Annotated in this window: 20 protein-coding genes and 1 tRNA gene; 11 read left to right on the plus strand and 10 right to left on the minus strand. The window is 63.3% G+C overall.

Annotation, left to right across the window (positions count from 1 at the left end):
- Positions 1-70 precede the first annotated feature (70 nt).
- From JAB6_RS02570 to JAB6_RS02585, 4 genes are all read right to left on the minus strand, one after another.
- A tRNA-Met gene (locus JAB6_RS02570) sits at positions 71-147 on the minus strand.
- A 91-nt stretch (positions 148-238) separates the two neighbouring features.
- Positions 239-1,186 carry a tRNA (adenosine(37)-N6)-dimethylallyltransferase MiaA gene (miaA, locus tag JAB6_RS02575; RefSeq protein WP_070301245.1) on the minus strand — a complete coding sequence of 316 codons (948 nt, stop codon included), beginning with the start codon at positions 1,184-1,186 and terminating at the stop codon, positions 239-241.
- A 79-nt stretch (positions 1,187-1,265) separates the two neighbouring features.
- Entirely contained in the window at positions 1,266-3,179 is a 1,914-nt protein-coding gene (mutL, locus tag JAB6_RS02580; RefSeq protein WP_070301246.1) for a DNA mismatch repair endonuclease MutL, read from the minus strand.
- Positions 3,180-3,248: 69 nt separating this feature from the next.
- Positions 3,249-4,187, minus strand: coding sequence for a peptidylprolyl isomerase (locus JAB6_RS02585; protein WP_070301247.1), 939 nt, complete (start codon positions 4,185-4,187; stop codon positions 3,249-3,251).
- A gap of 248 nt (positions 4,188-4,435) precedes the next feature.
- Here JAB6_RS02585 and JAB6_RS02590 point away from each other — a divergent pair, with 248 nt between their 5' ends.
- Together JAB6_RS02590 and JAB6_RS02595 are read left to right on the plus strand one after the other, a co-directional pair.
- Positions 4,436-5,086 (plus strand): VTT domain-containing protein, encoded by a 651-nt coding sequence (locus tag JAB6_RS02590; RefSeq protein ID WP_034746831.1) that lies wholly within the window; start codon positions 4,436-4,438, stop codon positions 5,084-5,086.
- Between the two features lie 157 nt (positions 5,087-5,243).
- The gene (locus JAB6_RS02595; protein WP_034746833.1) at positions 5,244-6,275 is read left to right on the plus strand and encodes a carbonic anhydrase; all 1,032 of its coding nucleotides are present in this window, start codon (positions 5,244-5,246) and stop codon (positions 6,273-6,275) included.
- Here the strand turns inward: JAB6_RS02595 and JAB6_RS02600 are convergent.
- From JAB6_RS02600 to tsaE, 3 genes are read right to left on the minus strand one after another with little or no spacing between them, the layout of a single operon-like run.
- The gene (locus tag JAB6_RS02600; protein WP_070301248.1) at positions 6,272-7,108 is read right to left on the minus strand and encodes a D-hexose-6-phosphate mutarotase; all 837 of its coding nucleotides are present in this window, start codon (positions 7,106-7,108) and stop codon (positions 6,272-6,274) included. The two genes, JAB6_RS02595 and JAB6_RS02600, sit on opposite strands and share 4 nt — an antisense overlap.
- Before the next feature lie 14 nt (positions 7,109-7,122).
- Positions 7,123-8,520, minus strand: a complete 1,398-nt coding sequence (locus JAB6_RS02605) for an N-acetylmuramoyl-L-alanine amidase (RefSeq protein WP_070301249.1) — start codon at positions 8,518-8,520, stop codon at positions 7,123-7,125.
- A complete protein-coding gene (gene tsaE / locus JAB6_RS02610; protein WP_070301250.1) occupies positions 8,484-8,972 on the minus strand; it encodes a tRNA (adenosine(37)-N6)-threonylcarbamoyltransferase complex ATPase subunit type 1 TsaE in 489 nt (162 codons plus the stop codon). Before tsaE ends, JAB6_RS02605 begins: the two co-directional genes overlap by 37 nt.
- A 78-nt stretch (positions 8,973-9,050) precedes the next feature.
- On the opposite strand from tsaE, the gene queG reads away from it, so the two are divergent.
- Entirely contained in the window at positions 9,051-10,142 is a 1,092-nt protein-coding gene (queG, locus tag JAB6_RS02615) for a tRNA epoxyqueuosine(34) reductase QueG (RefSeq protein WP_070301251.1), read from the plus strand.
- Between the two features lie 7 nt (positions 10,143-10,149).
- Here queG and JAB6_RS02620 read toward each other — a convergent pair whose 3' ends face one another.
- A complete protein-coding gene (locus JAB6_RS02620) occupies positions 10,150-10,527 on the minus strand; it encodes a DUF3052 family protein (RefSeq protein WP_070301252.1) in 378 nt (125 codons plus the stop codon).
- 113 nt (positions 10,528-10,640) lie between these two features.
- Between JAB6_RS02620 and JAB6_RS02625 the strand changes: the two genes are divergently transcribed.
- The 3 genes from JAB6_RS02625 (at position 10,641) to JAB6_RS02635 (ending at position 12,808) form a co-directional block, all read left to right on the plus strand.
- Positions 10,641-11,294, plus strand: a complete 654-nt coding sequence (locus JAB6_RS02625; RefSeq protein WP_083292485.1) for a PadR family transcriptional regulator — start codon at positions 10,641-10,643, stop codon at positions 11,292-11,294.
- A 22-nt stretch (positions 11,295-11,316) separates the two neighbouring features.
- Positions 11,317-12,144, plus strand: coding sequence for a siderophore-interacting protein (locus tag JAB6_RS02630; RefSeq protein ID WP_070301254.1), 828 nt, complete (start codon positions 11,317-11,319; stop codon positions 12,142-12,144).
- Between the two features lie 157 nt (positions 12,145-12,301).
- On the plus strand, positions 12,302-12,808 hold the full coding sequence (locus JAB6_RS02635; RefSeq protein ID WP_072455108.1) for a carboxypeptidase-like regulatory domain-containing protein: 507 nt from the start codon (positions 12,302-12,304) through the stop codon (positions 12,806-12,808).
- A 169-nt stretch (positions 12,809-12,977) separates the two neighbouring features.
- On the opposite strand, the gene JAB6_RS02640 is transcribed toward JAB6_RS02635, so the two are convergent.
- Positions 12,978-13,562: a response regulator transcription factor gene (locus JAB6_RS02640; protein ID WP_070301256.1), complete on the minus strand. Its 585-nt coding sequence runs from the start codon at positions 13,560-13,562 to the stop codon at positions 12,978-12,980.
- 39 nt (positions 13,563-13,601) lie between these two features.
- Positions 13,602-15,614 carry a PAS domain S-box protein gene (locus tag JAB6_RS02645; protein WP_070301257.1) on the minus strand — a complete coding sequence of 671 codons (2,013 nt, stop codon included), beginning with the start codon at positions 15,612-15,614 and terminating at the stop codon, positions 13,602-13,604.
- Between the two features lie 130 nt (positions 15,615-15,744).
- On the opposite strand from JAB6_RS02645, the gene JAB6_RS02650 reads away from it, so the two are divergent.
- From JAB6_RS02650 to xerD, 5 genes are all read left to right on the plus strand, one after another.
- On the plus strand, positions 15,745-16,743 hold the full coding sequence (locus JAB6_RS02650; protein WP_034746862.1) for a TRAP transporter substrate-binding protein: 999 nt from the start codon (positions 15,745-15,747) through the stop codon (positions 16,741-16,743).
- 116 nt (positions 16,744-16,859) lie between these two features.
- The gene (locus tag JAB6_RS02655) at positions 16,860-17,432 is read left to right on the plus strand and encodes a TRAP transporter small permease (protein WP_034746865.1); all 573 of its coding nucleotides are present in this window, start codon (positions 16,860-16,862) and stop codon (positions 17,430-17,432) included.
- Complete coding sequence (locus JAB6_RS02660) at positions 17,429-18,709, plus strand: TRAP transporter large permease (RefSeq protein ID WP_070223052.1); 1,281 nt, start codon at positions 17,429-17,431, stop codon at positions 18,707-18,709. The genes JAB6_RS02655 and JAB6_RS02660 overlap by 4 nt, the downstream gene beginning before the upstream one ends.
- Before the next feature lie 425 nt (positions 18,710-19,134).
- On the plus strand, positions 19,135-19,647 hold the full coding sequence (locus JAB6_RS02665) for a methylated-DNA--[protein]-cysteine S-methyltransferase (RefSeq protein WP_034746871.1): 513 nt from the start codon (positions 19,135-19,137) through the stop codon (positions 19,645-19,647).
- Positions 19,644-20,561 carry a site-specific tyrosine recombinase XerD gene (xerD, locus tag JAB6_RS02670; RefSeq protein WP_225242529.1) on the plus strand — a complete coding sequence of 306 codons (918 nt, stop codon included), beginning with the start codon at positions 19,644-19,646 and terminating at the stop codon, positions 20,559-20,561. Before JAB6_RS02665 ends, xerD begins: the two co-directional genes overlap by 4 nt.
- Positions 20,562-20,580 lie beyond the last annotated feature (19 nt).

Genomic DNA, 20,580 nt, shown 5'->3' on the forward strand with positions numbered 1-20,580 from the left:
TGGTGCTGCCGGAAATGAAAAAACCCGCCGCTGCACGGGGCAGGGGCGGGTTCTTCATACTGCAAATTCTTGGTGGTGATAGGTGGACTTGAACCACCGACCCCAGCATTATGAATGCTGTGCTCTAACCAACTGAGCTATATCACCCAACAGCCGAGCATTATCCAGTCTTCCCATTTCCTTGTCAATGCCGGCGCAAAAAAATGTGCGGTTTTTTCTGCGTGCGCATCGGTGGTGGTTACTTTAGCAATGGCTGGATTTGTGCCAGCATGGACGAGGCCGGATCAGGGCCCAGGCAGTCGATGACGATGCGTTCCGGCATCGAGCGTAACCAGGTCAGCTGTCGTTTGGCCAGCTGGCGCGTGGCGATGATGCCCGTCTCGCGCAAGGCGGCGCGGTCGATGCGGCCATCGAGGTAGTCCCATGCCTGGCGGTAGCCCACGCAGCGCATCGACGGCAGGCCCGGGTGCAGGTCGCCGCGCCGGCGCAACCCATCCACTTCATCGAGCAGGGCGTCGTTTTTCAGCATCAGGTCGAAACGCGCGGCAATGCGCGCGTGCAGCACGGCGCGGTCCGACGGTTCCAGCGCGAACGATTGCAATTGAAACGGCAGCACGGTCTTTTCGCGGCGGTCCAGCAGGGCTGACATGGGCTGGCCGGACAGGGCGATGATTTCCAGCGCGCGGCCGATGCGCTGCGCGTCCTGCGGCGCCAGGCGCGCGGCCGTGACGGGATCTTGCTGCGCCAGGCGCGCATGCATGGCGGGCCAGCCGATGGCGGCCGCGTCCTCTTCCAGCTGGGCGCGCAGCACGGGGTCGGCGCCGGGCAAGTCGTCGAGGCCATCGGCCAGGCCCTTGAAGTACAGCATGGTGCCGCCGACGAGCAGCGGCAGCTTGCCGCGTGCGGAAATTTCGCTTACCAGGCGCAGGGTGTCGTTGCGGAACTGCGCCACGGAATAGGCGTCGAGCGGGTCGATGATGTCGATCAGATGATGCGGTACCTGGGCCAGTTCTTCCTTCGACGGCTTGGCCGTGCCGATGTCCATGCCGCGGTAGACGAGGGCGGAATCGACGGAGATGATCTCGGACGGAATCGCTTGCGCGATGGCCAGCGCACTGGCCGTCTTGCCGCTGGCCGTGGGGCCCATGATGGCGACGGCCAGGGGGAGGGTATGGGTATTTGTCATGATGCTTTTTTGATGTGCTTGCGATGGGGGCCCCAAGGCAAAGGCCGGGGTCAGACCCGGCGGGTCTGACCCCGGAATTTTATTGGCCGCGCAGGAACAGTTTATCGAGCGCGTTGATCTCGACCTGCACCCACGTCGGTCGGCCGTGGTTGCACTGGTCGGCGCGTTCCGTGCTCTCCATCTGGCGCAGCAGGGCGTTCATTTCCTGCACCGACAAGATCCGGTTGGCGCGCACGGCCGTGTGGCAGGCCAGGGTGCCCAGCAATTCGTTCTGGCGCTCGATCAGCACGCGCGAGCCGCCGTATTCGCGCACGTCGCGCAGCACGTCGCGCGCCAGGGTTTGCACGTCCGCGTTTTTCAGCAGTGTCGGCACGCTGCGCACGGCCAGCGTGGTGGGCGACAGGGCGGCGATGTCGAAGCCCAGCGCTTTCAATGTGTCCTGGTTTTCATTCGCCGTCGACACTTCGATGGCGTCCGCGTAGAACGTCACGGGGATCAGCAAGGATTGCACCTGCATGTCCTGACCGGACACTTGCGCCTGCAGCGCGTTTTTCAGCTGCTCGTACAGGATGCGCTCGTGCGCCGCGTGCATGTCGACCAGCACCAGGCCCTTGGTGTTTTGCGCCAGGATGTAGATGCCATGCAGCTGGGCCAGGGCAAAGCCCAGCGGATATTCTTCGCGCGCCATCGCTTCGGGCGAGGCGATGTACGGCTCCACCTGCGTGATCGGCGAGTTGGCGGCGCCTGCGCCGTCGCCGAACAGGGCACCGTAGGCCGCCGTATTCTGGGCCACGCCTGGCGCGTCGGCAAAGAAGGGACGGTTCGCGCCGGGCGAGGCGGGCGCGAAGGTGTTCGTGAATTGCGCGCCGAACGAGGTCTGCGTCTGCTCGCGGCGCCAGATGCCGGGTCCGCCCAAGCCCGCGCTGGCGGTATCGCCGCTCAGGGTGGCAGCGGCCGGCAGGGGCGCCGGTACGCTGCCAAACGCCGTGGCCGACGTCTGCGCCAGCGCGCGCTGCACGGCGTGGAAGACGAACTGGTGCACGGAACGGCTGTCGCGGAAGCGCACTTCGATCTTCGACGGGTGCACGTTGACGTCGACCAGGGCCGGATCGAGGTCGAGCGCCAGCACGTACGATGGAAAACGGTCGCCATGCAGCACGTCCTGGTAGGCCATGCGCACGGCGTGCACCAGCAGCTTGTCGCGCACGAAGCGCCCGTTGACATAAAAGAACTGGCCATCGGCGCGCGCCTTCGATGCCGTCGGCAAGCCGGCAAAACCGTGGATGCGCAGGCTGCCGGCCGATTCGTCCAGTGCCAGGCGCGCTTCGGCGAAGTCGTTGCCGAGGATGTGCGCGCTGCGCTTGGCCAGTTCGCTGATATTCCACTGGTCGATGGTGCGCCCGTTGTGCGACAGCGAGAACGATACGTCCGGCCGCGCCAGCGCGATGCGGCGCACGACTTCGGCGCAGTGGCCGTATTCCGTCTGCTCGGATTTGAGGAATTTGCGCCGCGCGGGCGTGTTGAAATACAGGTCTTGCACGTCGACCGTGGTGCCGTGCGCGCCCGATGATGGCGAGACGCTGCCATTGTGCGAGCCGACGATTTCCCACGCATGGGCCGCATCCATCGTGCGCGAGGTCACGGTGACGGCGGCCACCGAGGCGATCGAGGCCAGCGCCTCGCCGCGAAAGCCCAGGGTGCCCACGTTTTCCAGGTCGTGCAGCGAGGCGATCTTCGACGTGGCGTGGCGCGCCAGGGCCAGCGGCAGCTGATCCTTGTCGATGCCGCGGCCGTTATCGGTAATCGCGATGCGTTTCACGCCCCCTTCTTCCAGCCGCACCGTGATCTGCGTGGCGCCCGAGTCGAGCGCGTTTTCCAGCAGTTCCTTGACGACGGCCGATGGCCGCTCGACCACCTCGCCGGCGGCGATTTGCGAAATCAACTGGTCAGGCAAGGCCTGGATCGGGCGGTGGGGCGTAATGTGAGCGTTCATGCGGTAATTATACCGGGGTCAGACCCGTCGGGTCTGACCCCAGCCCTTGCTCTTGGGCTAAAAGTTGGCCTATTTCCCCACCTCCCGCACCGGTATCGGCGCATTGCACACGTCGACGTGGCCGGCCGTGACCTTGCTCCACGGGCCGCCGCGGTGGCGCTGGGCTTCCAGTACGGCCTGGTAGGCGGCGCTGTCGGTGCGCATCACTTCCAGCTTGCTGCGCTGCTCGGGCGGCACGCTGGCGGCCAGGCGGATGGCCTTGATCGGCACGTTTTTCTCGGGGCTGTCATAAAAGCCCATGGGCCCCGTGCCGCGCGGCAGGGTGGACAGCAATGGCATGCCGGAGACGACCCTGCCGACGACGGTGATGTCGCGGTCCAAGTGGCGCGGCGACTGGCCGATGACGGCGTACAGTTCCGTGCCGCCGCCGCTGTCGCTGGCGCTGTCGCGGCCCACGCCCACGGTGGCATAGCAATGCGTGAGCCAGGCCGTGCCCGTTTTCGGATCGCGCGCCGATGGGAAACCGTTTGAATGGCCCACTTGCGGCGCATAGCCGTCGGCGTCCGGCAGGCGCGTGAAGCTCTTGATGTTTTTTAGCGGTACCGTGAATTCGCCGGGCAGGGTGCGCTGGGCATGCTGGATCGGCTTGGGATTCTTCTCGTTCGGATCGCCCCACTGCGCCACCCAGTTGTCCTGCGCGCGCGTGATGGCCAGGCCGTCGTAATACTGTTCCGCCACCAGGGCCTTGATATTGGCCACGTGCTTGGGCGCGAAGTCGGGCGCCAGCTCGATCACCACGCGGCCGGTGGGAATGTCGAGGTACAGGGTGTTGTCCGGGTCCAGTGGACGCCAGTCGGACGGCTTCGAGGCCTTGATCACATCGGCCAAGGTCGCCTTGGCGGGCAGTTCGGCGGGCGCCTTGATCTGGACGGGCGCCGCGTGGGCAGCCAGCTGTGCAAGGCCCAGTACGGTGGCCATGGTCAGGCCGCTCAGTGGGTGTCGATACATGTTTTCTCCTGGTCGGCGCGGGTTGCGTTGTGCAGAAAGTGTATACCGGAATGGCAATATTTCGTCGTAAAAACATTGCATACCGTAATCCTGAGAGTTGCCTGCCGATATGGTGTTTCCTTAACCTTTACTTAAATTGTCACACGCGCAAGGGCGCCGCAGAATTAATCCAGAAATATCGGCCCGGGGACTGCCGTTGCGCGGGCCGGGTGGTGTATGATTCCGCCGCTACCTTTAGGGAAAAATATATGGATTTTGTGCAATTCCTCGACATGATCGTGCATGTCGACAAGACGTTGGGTATCTTGATCGAGCAGTACGGCACCCTCGTGTATGCGGTGCTGTTCGCCATTATTTTTTGCGAGACAGGCCTCGTGGTGCTGTTTTTCTTCCCTGGAGATACCTTGTTGTTTATCGCCGGCGCGTTTTGCGCGACGGGACAGATGCACCTGGGCTTGCTGATCTTCCTGCTCGTCACGGCGGCCATCACGGGCAATACGCTCAATTACTGGATAGGCGAGGCCATCGGGCAAAGGGTGTTTACCCACGATTACCGCTGGATCAACAAGGACGCCATGCGCCGCACGCATGAATTCTTTGAAAAGCACGGTGGCAAGACCATCATCCTGGCCCGTTTCGTGCCGGTGGTGCGTACCTTCGCCCCGTTCGTGGCCGGCATTTCCGACATGACGCATGTGCGCTTCCAGATGTACAACATCACGGGCGCCCTGTTGTGGGTGGTCGGTCTGGTCACGGCGGGCTACTTCTTCGGCAATATCCCGTGGATCCGCGACCATCTGACCTTGATCGTGCTGATCGGTGTCGGCGCCGCCGTCGTGCCGGTGGTACTGGGCGGCATGTGGAAACTCTACAAGCGCATGGTCGGCAAGTCGGCGTAATTGCTGCAAAGATCCAGGGCAAGCATGCTGCGGCGCCGTCCACAGCTGGCCCTGGATCCCGTTTTCTCTTCGGTACTTCTGTTTTGCTCCTGCCCTGATTCAAGTTTTGTTGCTTTACAGCCGTAAACCAGAAGGTATTCTCACTTTCTGGATTTCCATGCGACATTTGAGCGCCCTGTTAGCTTGCAGCCTTGCCGTGATGACGGCCATGGCAAGCGCCAAAGATGCCCCCGCCCCGGCGAGCGCCACCGCATCCGCGCCCATGTCGGCGTCGGCGCGCGCGGCCGCCATGAAAACCCTGACCGAATCGGTGAAGGGCAAGGAGGCCAAGGCGCCTGTCGTCGTCGCGCCCACGGCGCGCGAAAAGGAGGAAGCGGCCGAAGTCGACCTGTCCGAACGCATCGCTGCGCGCCTGGCGGAAATGCGCGCCACCCAGGCGGCCCGCGCCGCCGCCCGCGCCAAGCGCGCCGCCGTGGTGAAGGCCGCGCCGCCGCCACCGCCACCCGTGCCGCGCGGCACGCACTGGTCGTACGAGGGCGACAGCGGTCCGGCCAACTGGAGCAAGATCAATGTCGACTGGGGCAAGTGCGGCAATGGCAGCCGCCAGTCGCCGATCGATATCCGCGACGGCATGAAGGTGGAGCTCGAGCAGATCAGCTTTGACTACCGCCCGTCGTCGTTCAACGTGGTCGACAATGGCCACACGGTGCAGGTGGGCGTGAGCGGCGGCAATTACATCACGGTGCAGAACCGCATGTTCGAGCTGCAGCAATTCCATTTCCACCGCCCGTCCGAAGAGCGTATCAATGGCAAGGCCTTCGAGATGGTGGTGCACCTGGTGCACCGCGACGCGGAAGGCCGGCAAGCCGTGCTGGCGCTGCTGCTCGAACGCGGTGCGCCGCAAGCGACCATCCAGACCGTGTGGAACAACCTGCCGCTGGAAAAATTCGAGACCATGCAGCCGACCATCCTGCTCGACCCGGCCGAAATGCTGCCGGCGCGGCGCGATTACTACACGTACATGGGATCGATGACGGAGCCGCCTTGCAGCGAAGGCGTGCTGTGGATGGTGATGAAGCAGCCGGTGCAGGCATCGCCGGCGCAGATGGCGCTGTTCAGCCGCCTGTATCCCTTGAATGCGCGCCCGGTTCAGCCGACCAATGGCCGCATCATCAAGGAATCGAATTAAATAAACTCAAGGCGCTGGCGGCCCGTCCAGTCGGCGCCGGCGGCCAGCGTATCGGGCTGGATCAGGGCAGGTTCGATGCAGATGAAGCGCGGCTGCTCGTCGTCGGCCAGGTCGGGCAGGGCGGCCGCGTCTTGCGCGCCCGGGTTCCACACGACGGCGTCCGTAAAGCCCTGCTGCTCCAGGCGCAGGGTATGGCGGCCAGACTGCAGGCTCAAGGCGCCCGGCAGCTGGTAGTAGATGCGGTCGAGCTTGTCCGAAAATTGCAGCACTTCTTCCGCCTGCAGGGCATCTTGCGGCGTCTCGTCCGAATAGCGCACGCGCTGCAAGCCTTTGATGCGCGCTTCGCTCAAATCATCAATCGAAAAATACGTATGCAGGGCGGCCGAAAACGGAAACGCCTGCTCGCCCGTGTTGTGCACGGACAGGTCCAGTTCCAGCGCCTGCGCCTTGACGGCCACGCGCAGGCGCAGGGTGAAGGCCCAGGGCCAGCTGGCGGCGATCGCTTCGGGCAAGTCGGCCTGGGTCAGGACAAACTGCGCCCACGCGGCGCCATCGGTGTCGCCGCTCGATTCCAGCTGCCACGTCGCCACGCGCGCAAAGCCGTGGCGCATGCCCGTGCCGCGCGCGCCGAACTGGGGAAAGATCACGGGTACGCCACCGCGGATGGCGCGGCTGCCGTCGAGGGCGGAATCGCGGCTGCAGAACAGGCGCTCCTGGCCATCGCTGGTCTGCCACGAGACCAGGTGGCCGCCGTACAGGGTGACGGTCGCCTGCGCACCATCGGCCGCGCGGATGGTCACGGCCGGCAGCTCGCCAAAGATACTCTCGCTCATGCTAGGCTTTCATGTCAGGTCAGGCGGCTTTTCGCCAGCGGCGGATTCTTCGCAAAGTAATTCTTGATGCCCGTGACGATGGCGTCGGCCATCTGGTCCTGATAGCCGTTGTCGGTCAGCTTGGCTTCCTCTTCCGGATTCGAAATAAAAGCCGTCTCGATCAGGATGGAAGGGATGTCCGGCGCTTTGAGCACGGCGAAGCCGGCCTGTTCGACGGAACCCTTGTGCAGGCGGTTGATGCCGCCGATTTCACGCAGCACGGCCTTGCCCAGCTTCATGCTGTCATTGATCTGCGCCGTCGTCGACAGGTCGAGCAGCACGCTGGCCAGCTGCTTGTCGTGGTTTTTCACGTTCACGCCGCCGATCAGGTCGGCCTGGTTTTCCTTGTTGGCCAGCCACCGCGCGGCCGTCGAGGTAGCGCCCTTTTCGGACAGCACGAAGACGGACGAACCGCGCGCCGTCGGCTGGATGAAGGCGTCGGCGTGGATGGAGACGAACAGGTCGGCCTGCACCTTGCGCGCTTTTTCCACGCGCATGCCCAGCGGGACGAAGAAGTCGGCGTCGCGTGTGAGCATGACGCGCATGTTCGGCTGCAGTTCCAGCTTGGTCTTGAGGCGCTTGGCGATGGCCAGTACCACGTCTTTTTCGCGGCTGCCCCGGCTGCCCATGGCGCCCGGGTCTTCGCCGCCGTGGCCGGGATCGAGGGCGATGGTAATCATGCGCACCACTTTCTGGCCAGGCAGGGGGCGCGCTTCGGGGCGCTGTTCCGGACGCACGTCGGGCACGGGCGGCACGATCGGCGTTGCCGGCGTGACGGTGGCCACGGGCGGCTTGCCGCTTTCGGGCAGGGGCAGCGCGGGCGGCGGCGTGTGCGTGTCGGCCATCGGCGGCTTGGCCGGGTCGCTCGACCAGTCGCCCTTTTCGATCATCTGCGCGATCAGGTCCGGCTCGCGCACGGGATACAGGTCGAAGATCAAACGGTGGTTATAGGAGCCGGCCGGCGGCAGGGTAAACAGCTGCGGCGTGACTTCCTCTTTCAGGTCGAACACCAGGCGCACGACGTTGGGCCGATTCTGGCCCACGCGCACCTGCTTGATGTACGGGTCGTTCGACTGGATCTTCGCCACCAGGCCCTTCAAGGTGGGATTGAGTTCCAGCCCCTCGATGTCGACCACCAGCCGTTCCGGGTCCTTGACGATGAAGTGGGTCGCCTTGAGGATGCTGTCGTTTTCCAGGGTGACGCGTGTGTAGTCCTCGGCCGGCCAGACGCGCACGGCGAGAATTTGCGCCGCCATCGCCGACATGGGCGCGAACACGGACAACAGCAGGGTGCCGCCGGCCTTGAGGACCGTGCGCCGGGTGATGGGCGAGGAGATCAAAGGTTCGGGGCGAATTTGAGACGGTGAAGGCATGACAGACCCAATTCAGAAGACGCTTGCAATTCTACATCACGTCCTGTACCCGCAACGTTCAAATAAATATTCAGGTCGGCCGGCGGCAGCACCGGTTCGGCTTTCTCCGGCCATTCGACGATGCAGATATTGCGGCCGTCGAAGTCTTCGCGAAAGCCCGCATCGAGGAATTCCTCGGCACTGCCCATGCGGTACAGGTCGAAATGGATGACGTTGACGCTCTGGCCATCGAGCTGCACCGTGTACGGTTCGGACAGGGTGTAGGTGGGGCTTTTCACGTGGCCCGCATGGCCGACCGCGTGCAGCAGGGCGCGCGTGAGGGCCGTCTTGCCGGCACCGAGGTCGCCGTGCAGGTAGATCGCCAGGCCCGGCGCCAGCGCGCGCGCCAGTGCGGCGCCCAGCGCGGCGGTGCCGGCTTCGTCGTGGAGGTGGGCTTTGAAGTGTTCGGTCATTATCTTCGGTATCGCATAAAATGGAGGCTGCTGTCATTGTAACCGCCCGCGCGCCTGCCGTTTTCCGTAAAGTCCCCTATGTCCGCCACCGTCACCGATCTCGCCGTCCTGGCGCGCACCATCAAGGAATGGGGGCGCGAGCTGGGTTTTGCCGAGGTGCGCATCGCGGACGTCGACCTGTCGCACATGGAAGCGCCCTTGCAAGCCTGGCTCGATGCAGGGTATCACGGCGAAATGGATTACATGGCCAGCCACGGCATGAAGCGCGCGCGCCCGGCCGAACTGGTGCCGGGCACGGTGCGCGCCATCAGCGCCCGCATGAATTATCTGCCGCCGGCGCTGGGACCGGACTGGCGCGAACGCGAGGCGGCGCGCGACGCCGACCCTGAAGCGGCCGTGATCTCCGTGTATGCGCGGGGCCGCGATTATCACAAGGTGATGCGTTCGCGCCTGCAGCAGCTGGCCGACCGCATCAAGGGCGAGATCGGCGACTTCGGCTACCGCGTCTTCAGCGATTCGGCGCCCGTGATGGAAGTCGAGCTGGCGCAAAAAGGGGGATTGGGCTGGCGCGGCAAGCACACCTTGCTGATCAACCGCCAGGGCGGCTCCTTCTTTTTCCTTGGCGAGATCCTCATCGACGTGCCGCTGCCCGTCGACCCGCCGGAAACGCCGCGCTGCGGCCAGTGCTCGGCGTGCATCACGGTGTGCCCGACCCAAGCCATCCTGGGGCCGTACCAGCTCGACGCGCGCCGCTGCATCTCCTACTTGACCATCGAATTGAAAGGCGCCATTCCCGTCGAGATGCGCCCCCTGATCGGCAACAAGGTGTATGGCTGCGACGATTGCCAGACCGTCTGCCCGTGGAACAAGTTCGCCCAGCGCGCCGTCGTGCCTGACTTCGACGAGCGCCACAGCCTGGGCAGTGCCGGCATGGTGGAGCTCTTCGCCTGGACGGAAGAGGAATTCAACCGCCGCATGGAAGGCAGCGCGATTCGCCGCATCGGCCACGAACGCTGGCTGCGCAACCTGGCCGTCGGCATGGGCAACGCGGCCGCCAAGGCCAAGGGCCAGGCCGACATCGTCGCGGCCTTGCTGTCGCGCCGCGAGCACCCGTCGGCCATCGTGCGCGAACACGTCGAATGGGCGCTGGCGCTGCACGGCATCGCTTGATCTGCGTTTAAACCTGCTTCAGACGCAGCACCGACCAGTCCGCGTCGATGGCGACCATCGCCACGCTGTCGAGCCCTGATTCCTGCGCATACAGGCGAATATCGTCGCGGTGGATGTCGCTGCCCGCTTTGATTCCTCCCTTGCGGTACGCCACCCACAGTGCGCCACCGGGCGCCAGGCGCGCCTGCGCCGCTGGCAGGAATTGCTCCAGTTCCGCGCGGCTGCGCGCGAACAGCAGTATCCAGTCCGCATTTTGACCTTCCCGTACCACCCGCTCGGCCGGCAACTGTGCCAGCAATTGCCCATGCTCGCCGCCGTCATTGAGCACGGCCAGGGTCGTGGCATTTTTCACATACATTTTGTCAACGGCGGTTTTGTCAGGCATGGCATCGGCGTGTGGAGTGGGAAAAGACGAGCATAACAAATTTCTCCTTGACTTATCGATATATCGTTATAAAATAACGATACCTACTAACGATATATCTTTAAAGAGAAAACATGAGAAAATCACACCATACAGAACACGGCCACGGCGGTCATCATCATCACGGCCATTGCGGCCAGCATCACCACCATCATGGCGAGCATCGCCACGAATACTCCATGCATGGCCGCGGCCCGCGCGGCTTCGACGAGCGCGGTGACGGCATGGGCGGTGGTCCTGGCGGGCGCGGCGGACGTGGCGAACGGGCCGAGCGCGTCTTCGGCCGCGGCGACCTGCCGCTGATCGTGCTGGCGCTGATTGAAATCAGCCCCCGCCATGGCTATGAAATCATCAAGGCCATCGAAGAGCGTTGCGGCGGCGCGTACGCCCCCAGCCCGGGCGCCGTCTATCCCACCTTGACCCTGCTGGAAGAGCAGGACCACGTGACGTCGTCCGAAAGCGCCAGCGGCAAGAAGCTCTACACGATCACGGACCTGGGCCGCGCGTATCTCGACGAGAACCGCGCCCAGATCGACGGCATCCTGGCCCGCCTCGACATGTTTGCCCGCGTCCAGGCGCGCAAGGCCTTGCCCGAGCGCGTGCACCAGGCCATGCACACCTTGAAGCATGCGCTGCTGCTGAACAAGACCAATTGGAGCGACGCGGAAGCCGAGCGCGTCTCCGCCGTGCTGGAACAGGCGGCGAACGCCATCGTCGACGGCCACTGAGCCCACTTTACAAGGATACCCAATGACTACTGTATCAACTACAGCGCCACGCCCGCACGCCATCGAGCGCGTGCGGCACGACTTGAAACTGCGCGTGCTCACCGTCGTGCGCACCGAGCAGCTGACGCCGCACATGCGCCGCATCACCTTGGCGGGAGGCGACCTCGATGGCTTTGTCTCGCCCGCGCACGACGACCACGTGAAACTGTTCTTCCCCGCACCCGGCGAGACCGCGCCCGTGTTCCCCGTGCTGGGCAATGGCCCGAATCCCATCCAGTACGCGCAAGGCGAGCGTCCCATCGCCCGCAACTACACGCCACGCCGCTACGACGCCGCGCGGCGCGAGCTGGAAATCGACTTCGTGCTGCATGGCGACGGCCCCGCGGCCAGCTGGGCGGCGCAAGCGCAGCCGGGCCAGACCCTGGGCGTGGGCGGTCCGCGCGGCTCGATGCTGGTGCCGCTCGACTTCGACTGGTATGTGCTGGTGGGCGACCAGACGGCCTTGCCGGCCATCGCCCGCCGCCTGGAGCAGCTGCCGGCCACGGCACGGGCCATTGCCGTGATCGAGATCGTCGAAGATGGCGAACAGATCGCCTTCGATTGTGCGGCGCAGCTGGACGTGCGCTGGGTCGCGCGCAATGGCCGCAAGGGGCCGCTGCTGCTGGACGCGCTGCGTCAGGTCAAGCTGCCGTCAGAGGGCGACGGCTATGTGTGGGTGGCGTGCGAGCATGCGCAGGTGCAGGGCTTGCGCGGGCATTTTATCGACGCCGGGGTGCCGAAGCAGCATCTGCATGTGGCCAGTTACTGGAAGCATGGGGCGGCCGAGCATCATGAACATCACGATGAGTGATGGTGGTGGTGTCGGCTTACGCGCTGCGCGCTAAGCCGACCTACGCCTGATGTGCCGCGCCAGCCGGAGGCCCGCTTCGCGCATGAGACGATTGCCTGGTTTTTAACTTTCCAATTGCATATAATATTTTTTTATAGAAATAATATTCAAGGGGAAAATGTTGAAATTACTGTCTTTGAGCGTGCTGGCCGCAGTGCTGATGGGATGCTCGACGCCGCGTCCACCCGTTGTCATGCCGGAATTCCAGCAGGCGGAATATGACGCCTTGCAAAAAACCGGTACTGGCGGTGTCAAGGGCCAGGCCTTCATGAAGACCAAGGGCGGCGAATTCAAGAAGGCCGGTGGCGAGAAGGTCACTTTGCGTCCGAAGACGGAGTATGCCCGCAAGCTGGCCATGCTGCCTGCCTCGCTGTACAAGCGTCAGGTGGTTGGCACCGTCAGCCCGAAGATCCGCGACTATGACCGCACGACCATGGCCGACAGCGACGGCCGGTTCGAATTCACGGAAGTCCCCGATGGTACCTATTACGTCACCACCAACGTGACGTGGTCGGTGTTCTATCCGGGCGCCTTCACGCCCGTCGAAAGCAAGCAGGGCGGCACGCTGACCTCCGAAGTGACGGTGGCGGATGGCAAGGTCTCGACGGTCATGCTGACGCGGTAAGCCCCGTTTCCGTTGTCGCCAACAACCGCGCCAGCTTTACCTTCGTCTTGAGTGGTGGTGTCGGCTTACGCGCGGAGCGCTAAGCCGACCTACGCCTACGCCGACCTGCATTGCAATGTAGGTTGGATTAGCGGCGCGAGAGCGCCGCGTAATCCAACATCAGCGTCTATTACTTCAACAACCCAGCCAGCTCCACCGCCGTCTTGACCTGCATCTTGTCGAAGATATGCGCGCGGTGGACTTCCACGGTGCGCATGCTGATGCCCAGCTTGTCGGCCACCACCTTGTTCATCTTGCCCGCCAAAATCAGGTCCAGCACTTCGCGTTCGCGTGTCGACAAGGTGGCCAGGCGCGCGTGCACGGCGGCCAGTTCGCCGGCCTGGCGCGAGTTGGCCAGGCCTTGCTGCACGCGGTCCATCAGGTCGTTGTCGTTGAACGGCTTTTCAAAGAAATCGAAGGCGCCCCGTTTCAGGCTGTCGACGGCCATCGGCACGTCGCCGTGGCCGGTGAGGAAGATCACGGGCAGGCGCGCCGTCAGGTCGCGCTTGACCAGCTGGTCGAACATGGCGATGCCGTTCATGTCGGGCATGCGCACGTCGAGCAGCACGCAGTCGCCGGCGGCGTCGAAGTTGCCGTCCAGGCTATCGAGAAATTGCTGGGCACTGGCGTAGCTGCGCGCCTCGATGCTGCGCGAGGCGGCCAGCCAGGACAGGGAGTCGCGTACGACCTCTTCGTCGTCGATGATGTGTAGCATGGGGTCTCCGGCTTGTCGTTATGCGTTATTAGTTATTCGTTAGTGCGGCGTGCTTGGCGCGGCCGGCACGCTGAAGGTAAAGATCGTTCCTCCGGCGGGGTTGGCGCCGAAGGTCAGCGCGCCGCCGTGAAATTCGATGGCGGTGCGGCAGATGTTCAGGCCCATGCCCATGCCTTCGGACTTGGTCGAGAAAAACGGCGAAAACAGCCGCTCGGCCACGTCCTGGGGAATGCCATGGCCATGGTCGATCACGTCCACCGTCACCATGCCCTGCTGCGCGTCGTGGCTGGCCCGCAGGCGCATGATACGCCGTCCCGGCGCCGCATCCTGCATGGCCTCGATGGCGTTGCGCGTCAGGTTCAGCAGCACTTGTTCGATCATCACGGGATCGGCGCGCAGCAGCGGCAGGTCCGGCGGCAGCTCTTCCTGGATGGTGACATAGTATTTGCGCGCCTGCAGGTCGATCAGCGCGCGGATGCCGTCGATCAGGGTGCGGATGGCGATATCCTGGCGCTGCGGCTCGCTCTTGCGCACGAAATCGTGCACGCTGCGGATGATCTGGCCGGCCCGCTGCGCCTGCGCGCTGGCCTGTTCCAGCGCCGGCTTCAAGGTGCCCGGATCGACGGGGGCGTCATGGTCGATGGCGCGGCGGATCAAATTCAAGGCGCCCGTCGTGTAGCTGGAAATGGCCGCCAGCGGCTGGTTCAATTCGTGCGCCAGCATCGACGCCAGCTCGCCCATGGTGGCCAGGCGCGAGCTCGTTTGCAGCTTTTCCTGCTGCTGACGATTGAGTTCCTCGACCCGCTTGCGATCCGAGATGTCGAGCACGGAACCCATCCAGCCCGTCTGCTGGCCGTTCTTGTCCACCAAGGGCGCCTCGAAGATCAGCACGGGCACGCGCGTGCCGTCCGGACGCTGGAAATAGGTTTCGAACTGCGGCGTGGGATTGCCGGCCAGGGCCTTGACGAAGCGCTGCTGGTATTCCTCCAGCGCTTCGGGCACCCAATAAGGCATGGGCGGCAAACGGCCCAGGATTTCCTCGGGCGGATAGCCGACGATCTGGCAAAACGCGGGATTCACGTAGGTGACCCTGCCTTCCAGGTCGCGCGCGCGCATGCCCGTCACCAGCGAGTTTTCCATCGCTGTGCGAAACAGCATCTGCTGGCGCAGCGCGCCTTCGGCCACCAGGCGGCGTGAAATATGCCGCCACAGGGCCAACAAGCTCCACAGCAAACCCAGCGACAGGGCGATGACGGAGCCGACCAGCAGATTGGGCAGCAGCTTGGGCTGGCTTTTCACGCTGTCGGTAAACAGGGTGATGCTGGCGCCGGGCACGTCGAGCGCGCGCTTGTGCGTGTACACGCCGTGACCGGGGCCGGCGGCGGCGCGCCGCGCCAGCACCTTGTCGTCGCGGTCGATCAGCGAAATCTGGTTATCCTGGGCGAACCACCACGGCACCATTTCATCGAGCAGGCTGCTGATCTGGTAGGTGGCGACCAGGCTGCCCACGTAGCGCTGGCCATCGAACAGGGGCTGGTGGTAGTCCATCAGCATGGCGCCCGGCGGCGCGTCGGGAAAGCCCGTCTGCTGCGAAGGCTGGGCGTACTGGCCCCGGTGCAAACGGCGCGCATTGTCGGCCGCCGTCAGCGAGGCCGGAGAAAACGACAGCGCGTGCGGCAAGCTGTTGTCGCTGGTGGCCAGCACCTTGCCGCTGGTGTCGAGCCACAGCACGCGCTGCAATTCGCGGCCATTGCGCAACATCTGCTGCAGCCGTTCGTGCACTTTTTCCGCGCCCAGCGAGCCGCTGGCGATGTCCACGCCAAGATTGAACAGGCTTTCCTCGTTGCGCGCCAGCTGGAAGCGGATGGTCTGCTCCACCCACAGCGTGTCGGCGATCAGCTGCTCCTGGCGTTCGTTGCTCTCCATCTGGCGCGCCTGCCAGGGCAGCCAGAACAGGATGGACAGGAACAGCAGCAGCAGGATGACGGGCAGCAGCCAGCGCATCGGGCTCGATAGCTTGAAGCGGCGCGCAAGGGTGGGGGGAGTCGGCATGGCTGGCAGGGTAGCGGCTTATCGGGAACCGGCTATTGTGGTTAACCACAATAGCCGAAGCAGTTTCTTTGGCACAATATTCAAGTAGACAAATAATAAAGTTTTTTTAAAAACCACTCAGGAGACAAAAATGCAGATGAAAACCATGTTCGTCGCGCTGTGCGCGGCCATCGGCGCCACCGCCGGCGTCCACGCTTACGCGCAAGCCCCCATCGTCATCAAATTCAGCCACGTCGTGGCCACCGACACGCCGAAAGGCCAGGCCGCCGAGCGCTTCAAGCAGCTGGCCGAAAAAGCCACGAACGGCAAGGTCAAGATCGAACTGTACCCGAACAGCCAGCTGTACAAGGACAAGGAAGAACTCGAAGCGTTGCAGCTGGGCGCCGTGCAGATGCTGGCGCCGTCGCTGGCCAAGTTCGGCCCGCTGGGCGTGAAGGAATTCGAAGCGTTCGACCTGCCCTACATCTTCCCCACCAAGACGGCGCTGTACAACGTCACCGAAGGCGAAATCGGCAAGAGCCTGCTGAAAAAACTGGAACCCAAGGGTATCACGGGCCTGGCCTACTGGGACAACGGCTTCAAGGTGATGTCGGCCAACAAGCCGCTGCACATGCCGGCCGACTTCAAGGGCCTGAAAATGCGCATCCAGTCGTCGAAGGTACTCGACGCGCAGATGCGCGCGCTGGGCGCCAATCCGCAAGTGCTGGCCTTCTCGGAAGTGTATCAGGCGCTGCAGACGGGCGTCGTCGACGGCACGGAAAATCCGCCATCGAATATGTACACGCAAAAGATGCATGAAGTGCAAAAGCACGTGACCGTGTCGAACCATGGCTACCTGGGCTATGCCGTCATCGTCAACAAGAAATTCTGGGATGGCTTGCCGCCCGATATCCGCGGCCAGCTGGAAAAAGCCATGCGCGAGGCGACCACGTTTGAAAAAGCCATCGCCCAGCGCGACAACGACCAGGCCCTCGACGCCATCAAGAAAGCGGGCAAGACGCAGATCTATACGCTGACGGTGCAGGAACAGGCCGAGTGGCGCAAGGCGCTGGCGCCCGTGCAAAAGGCCATGGAAGCGCGCATCGGCAAGGATCTGATCTCGGCCATCAACAAGGAAAGCGCGAAGTAAGCGCGCTGGCCGCGCCACCCGGCGCGGCTGTCAGGGATATTCCTGTCTTTCTGCAGCAACGGCACCTGCGCGTCCTGCGCGGGTGCCAGCGTACCCGCATTCTTTGAAAGTCCACCATGAAATTTCTGGATCACCTGGAAGAGTGGCTGATCGCGACCCTGATGGGCGCGGCCACCTTCATCATCTTCGTTGCGGTCGTGCACCGCTACCTGGCGGGCCTGCCGATACCGGGCCTGCAAGACTTCCTGATTCAAATCAATACCAGCTGGGCCCAGGAACTGTGTATCTACATGTTCGTCTGGATGGCCAAGTTCGGCGCCGCATATGGCGTGCGCACGGGCATCCACGTGGGTGTCGATGTGCTGATCAACCGTATGAACCCGCGCTGGCGCGACCGCTTCATCGTCTTCGGCCTCGGTGCCGGCGCCCTGTTTACGGGCATCGTGGGGACCCTGGGTGCCAGCTTCGTGTGGTCGATTGGCCACACGGACCAGACCTCTGCCGACATGGAAATCCCCATGTGGCTGGTGTACCTGGCCGTGCCGCTCGGTTCCTATCTGATGTGCTTCCGCTTCCTGCAAGTGATGGTGCATTTCATCAAGACGGGCGCCTTGCCGAAACACGACCACTCGCATGTCGAGGGGCTGGAAGACGAACTGACGGCTGAAGAAAAAGGAGCCAAGGCATGAACGCGCTGATCATTTTTGTGTTGCTGCTGGCGCTGATGCTGACCGGCATGCCGATTTCCATTTCGCTGGGCCTGACGGTACTGACGTTCCTGTTTACCATGACCAGCGTGCCCATCGAATCGGTGGCCCTGAAGATTTTCACGGGCATCGAGAAATTCGAGATCATGGCCATCCCGTTCTTCATTTTGGCCGGTAACTTCCTCACGCATGGCGGGGTGGCGCGGCGCATGATCAACTTCGCCAGCTCCATGGTCGGCCACTGGCATGGCGGCCTGGCGCTGGCCGGCGTGATGGCGTGCGCGCTGTTTGCGGCCGTGTCCGGTTCCAGCCCCGCCACCGTGGTGGCGATCGGCTCCATCATCCTGCCGGCCATGGTCAAGCAGGGCTATCCGCGCGGTTTCGGCGCCGGCGTCATCACCACTTCGGGTGCGCTGGGTATTTTGATTCCACCGTCGATCGTGATGGTGATGTATTCCGTCAGCACGAATACCTCGGTCGGTAAGCTGTTCATGGCGGGCGTGATTCCCGGCATGATGCTGGCCATGCTGCTGGGCCTGACCACGTGGTTTTTGGCGCGCAAGCACAACTATCCGCGCATGCAGAAGGCCAGCTGGGGCGAGCGTTTCGTCACGTTCAAGAAGAGCGCCTGGGGCCTGCTGCTGATCGTCATCGTCATGGGCGGCATCTATTCCGGCGCCTTCACGCCGACGGAAGCGGCCGCCATGGCTGCCGTGTACGCCTTCATCATCGCCGTCTTCGTCTACAAGGACTTGAAGATCAAGCAAGTGGGCAAGGTCTTGCTCGATTCGGCCGCCATGTCGGCGATGCTGTTGTACATCATCACCAATGCCGTGCTGTTCTCGTTCCTGATGACCAGTGAAAACATCCCGCAAGCGATGGCCGAATGGATCACGGGCAAGGGCCTGGGCGTGATCAGCTTCCTGCTGGTGGTCAACGTGCTGCTGTTGTTGGCTGGTAACGTCATGGAACCGTCGTCCATCGTGCTGATCATGGCGCCTATCCTGTTCCCCGTCGCCATGAAGCTGGGCATCGATCCCGTGCATTTCGGCATCCTGATCGTGGTCAACATGGAAGTGGGCATGTGCCATCCGCCCGTGGGCTTGAACCTCTATGTGGCGTCAGGCATCACGAAGATGGGCATTTCGGAGCTGACCGTGGCCGTGATGCCATGGCTGCTGACGATGCTGGCCTTCCTGGGCCTGATCACCTACGTACCACAAATCTCGCTGTGGCTGCCAAATTTAATTTACAACTAAAACAGTTGTCCCCGTCATGGTGCAAAAAAAGTCGATACGGCCGAATAAATGCGCTATGATGGGCAGCCTTAAGGGGAAACACGTATATGCATATGCGCCCCGGTAGCAAGGCTGAAATACAGAATTGGCAACAAGGTTAGTGGGGGAGTGGTCTATAAAAACGGTATTGATACCGGGGATATATTGAGGAGACACACGTTTCACAGAAGTTGTTGAGTCATAGCTGTCTGCGGCCACAAGCCGGCACCGGCGGACCCAAATGACCGGGAACGTGAAGCAATATTTGAAGCGCACCGACTGGTGCGCTTTTTTTTCGTGCGCAGGAAACGTCCGCCGGCACGCCCAAAGTCGGTGCATAATTCCCGTGGCGCCGCTTCCCGCGCCGGCAGGTTGCATATATGCCACACTTGAATAATGATCAGCAGATGAAAAAACAACAGGGCAGTGAACTGTTCAGCGCCATCGTGGCCGCGCCATTCGGCGCCATGGGCGTGCGCGCGCAGGATGGCCAGATATGCGAACTGGTCTATCTGCCGCCGCACTTTGACGAGAAAGACGCGCAGGATGCCGTCTCCGAGCGGGCCTGCCAGCAACTGGCGCGCTATTTCCGCGATCCCGATCATGTCTTCGACCTGCCGCTGGCCGCTGCGGGCAGCGCCTATCAGCAACGGGTGTGGGCGGCGATCAGCGGCATTGCGCGCGGCCAGGTGCGCACGTATGGCGACGTGGCGCGCCTGATCGGCTCGGCGCCGCGCGCCGTGGGCCAGGCTTGCGGCGCCAACTGGTTTCCCGTGGTGATCCCCTGCCACCGGGTTACGGCCGCTGGCGGCCTGGGCGGCTTTGCCCACCACGACGATGCGACGGGTTTCCACCTGGGCGTCAAGCGCTGGCTGCTGGCGCACGAAGGCGTGGCGGGCATGGGGTGGTCAACACGATGATGAACAGCCTGCTGGCGCCCGACAACGCTACCCTGATCGATGAATTCTGCGACAGCCTGTGGCTGGAAGACGGCCTGTCGAAAAACTCGCTGGATGCCTACCGGCGCGACATGCGGCTGTTTGCGCGCTGGCTGGAAGTGGCGCGGCCCGGGCGCGAGGGCCTGTACGAGGTGTCCACGGCCGACATCGAGGCGTATTTCGCTGCCCGCCACGACGAGAGCAAGGCGACGTCGTCGAACCGGCGCCTGTCCGTGCTCAAGCGGTTTTACCAGCTGGCCCTGCGGCACAAGCATATCGCCGCCGACCCGTGCCTGAAGATGGTCTCGGCCAAACAGCCCGCGCGCTTCGTGCATACCCTGAGCGAAGCGCAGGTGGAAGCGCTGCTGGCGGCGCCCGACGTGAGCACGCCGCTGGGCCTGCGCGAGCGTACCATGCTCGAACTCATGTATGCGAGCGGCTTGCGCGTGTCGGAACTGGTGGACTTGAAATCCGTGGAACTGAGCCTCAACGATGGCGTGCTGCGTATCACGGGCAAGGGCAGCAAGACGCGGCTGGTGCCGTTCGGTGAACAGGCGCGGCTGTGGATCGAGCGCTACCTGAAGGAGGCGCGCGGCATCATCCTCGACGGGCAAATGGACGACGCGCTGTTCGTCACGCGGCGCGGGGGCGCCATGACGCGGCAAATGTTCTGGGTCATCATCAAGAAACATGCGCTGAGCGCCGGCATCACGGCGCCGCTGTCGCCGCACACGCTGCGCCATGCGTTCGCCACCCATTTGCTCAACCATGGGGCGGACTTGCGTGTTGTGCAATTGTTACTGGGACACTCCGATATTTCCACCACGCAGATTTACACGCATGTGGCCCGCGAACGGCTGAAACTGCTGCATGCGCAGCATCATCCGCGCGGCTAAACATTTGGTGTTTGCTCCA

The organism is Janthinobacterium sp. HH104 (assembly GCF_001758715.1).
Classification (GTDB): domain Bacteria; phylum Pseudomonadota; class Gammaproteobacteria; order Burkholderiales; family Burkholderiaceae_D; genus Janthinobacterium; species Janthinobacterium aestuarii.

Bases quoted from the DNA above. Each gene is read 5' to 3' on its own strand.
- miaA (WP_070301245.1), bottom strand. From the start codon at position 1,186: ATGACAAATACCCATACCCTCCCCCTGGCCGTCGCCATCATGGGCCCC.
- mutL (WP_070301246.1), bottom strand. From the start codon at position 3,179: ATGAACGCTCACATTACGCCCCACCGCCCGATCCAGGCCTTGCCTGAC.
- JAB6_RS02585 (WP_070301247.1), bottom strand. From the start codon at position 4,187: ATGTATCGACACCCACTGAGCGGCCTGACCATGGCCACCGTACTGGGC.
- JAB6_RS02590 (WP_034746831.1), top strand. From the start codon at position 4,436: ATGGATTTTGTGCAATTCCTCGACATGATCGTGCATGTCGACAAGACG.
- JAB6_RS02595 (WP_034746833.1), top strand. From the start codon at position 5,244: ATGCGACATTTGAGCGCCCTGTTAGCTTGCAGCCTTGCCGTGATGACG.
- JAB6_RS02600 (WP_070301248.1), bottom strand. From the start codon at position 7,108: ATGAGCGAGAGTATCTTTGGCGAGCTGCCGGCCGTGACCATCCGCGCG.
- JAB6_RS02605 (WP_070301249.1), bottom strand. From the start codon at position 8,520: ATGCCTTCACCGTCTCAAATTCGCCCCGAACCTTTGATCTCCTCGCCC.
- tsaE (WP_070301250.1), bottom strand. From the start codon at position 8,972: ATGACCGAACACTTCAAAGCCCACCTCCACGACGAAGCCGGCACCGCC.
- queG (WP_070301251.1), top strand. From the start codon at position 9,051: ATGTCCGCCACCGTCACCGATCTCGCCGTCCTGGCGCGCACCATCAAG.
- JAB6_RS02620 (WP_070301252.1), bottom strand. From the start codon at position 10,527: ATGCCTGACAAAACCGCCGTTGACAAAATGTATGTGAAAAATGCCACG.
- JAB6_RS02625 (WP_083292485.1), top strand. From the start codon at position 10,641: ATGAGAAAATCACACCATACAGAACACGGCCACGGCGGTCATCATCAT.
- JAB6_RS02630 (WP_070301254.1), top strand. From the start codon at position 11,317: ATGACTACTGTATCAACTACAGCGCCACGCCCGCACGCCATCGAGCGC.
- JAB6_RS02635 (WP_072455108.1), top strand. From the start codon at position 12,302: ATGTTGAAATTACTGTCTTTGAGCGTGCTGGCCGCAGTGCTGATGGGA.
- JAB6_RS02640 (WP_070301256.1), bottom strand. From the start codon at position 13,562: ATGCTACACATCATCGACGACGAAGAGGTCGTACGCGACTCCCTGTCC.
- JAB6_RS02645 (WP_070301257.1), bottom strand. From the start codon at position 15,614: ATGCCGACTCCCCCCACCCTTGCGCGCCGCTTCAAGCTATCGAGCCCG.
- JAB6_RS02650 (WP_034746862.1), top strand. From the start codon at position 15,745: ATGCAGATGAAAACCATGTTCGTCGCGCTGTGCGCGGCCATCGGCGCC.
- JAB6_RS02655 (WP_034746865.1), top strand. From the start codon at position 16,860: ATGAAATTTCTGGATCACCTGGAAGAGTGGCTGATCGCGACCCTGATG.
- JAB6_RS02660 (WP_070223052.1), top strand. From the start codon at position 17,429: ATGAACGCGCTGATCATTTTTGTGTTGCTGCTGGCGCTGATGCTGACC.
- JAB6_RS02665 (WP_034746871.1), top strand. From the start codon at position 19,135: ATGAAAAAACAACAGGGCAGTGAACTGTTCAGCGCCATCGTGGCCGCG.
- xerD (WP_225242529.1), top strand. From the start codon at position 19,644: ATGATGAACAGCCTGCTGGCGCCCGACAACGCTACCCTGATCGATGAA.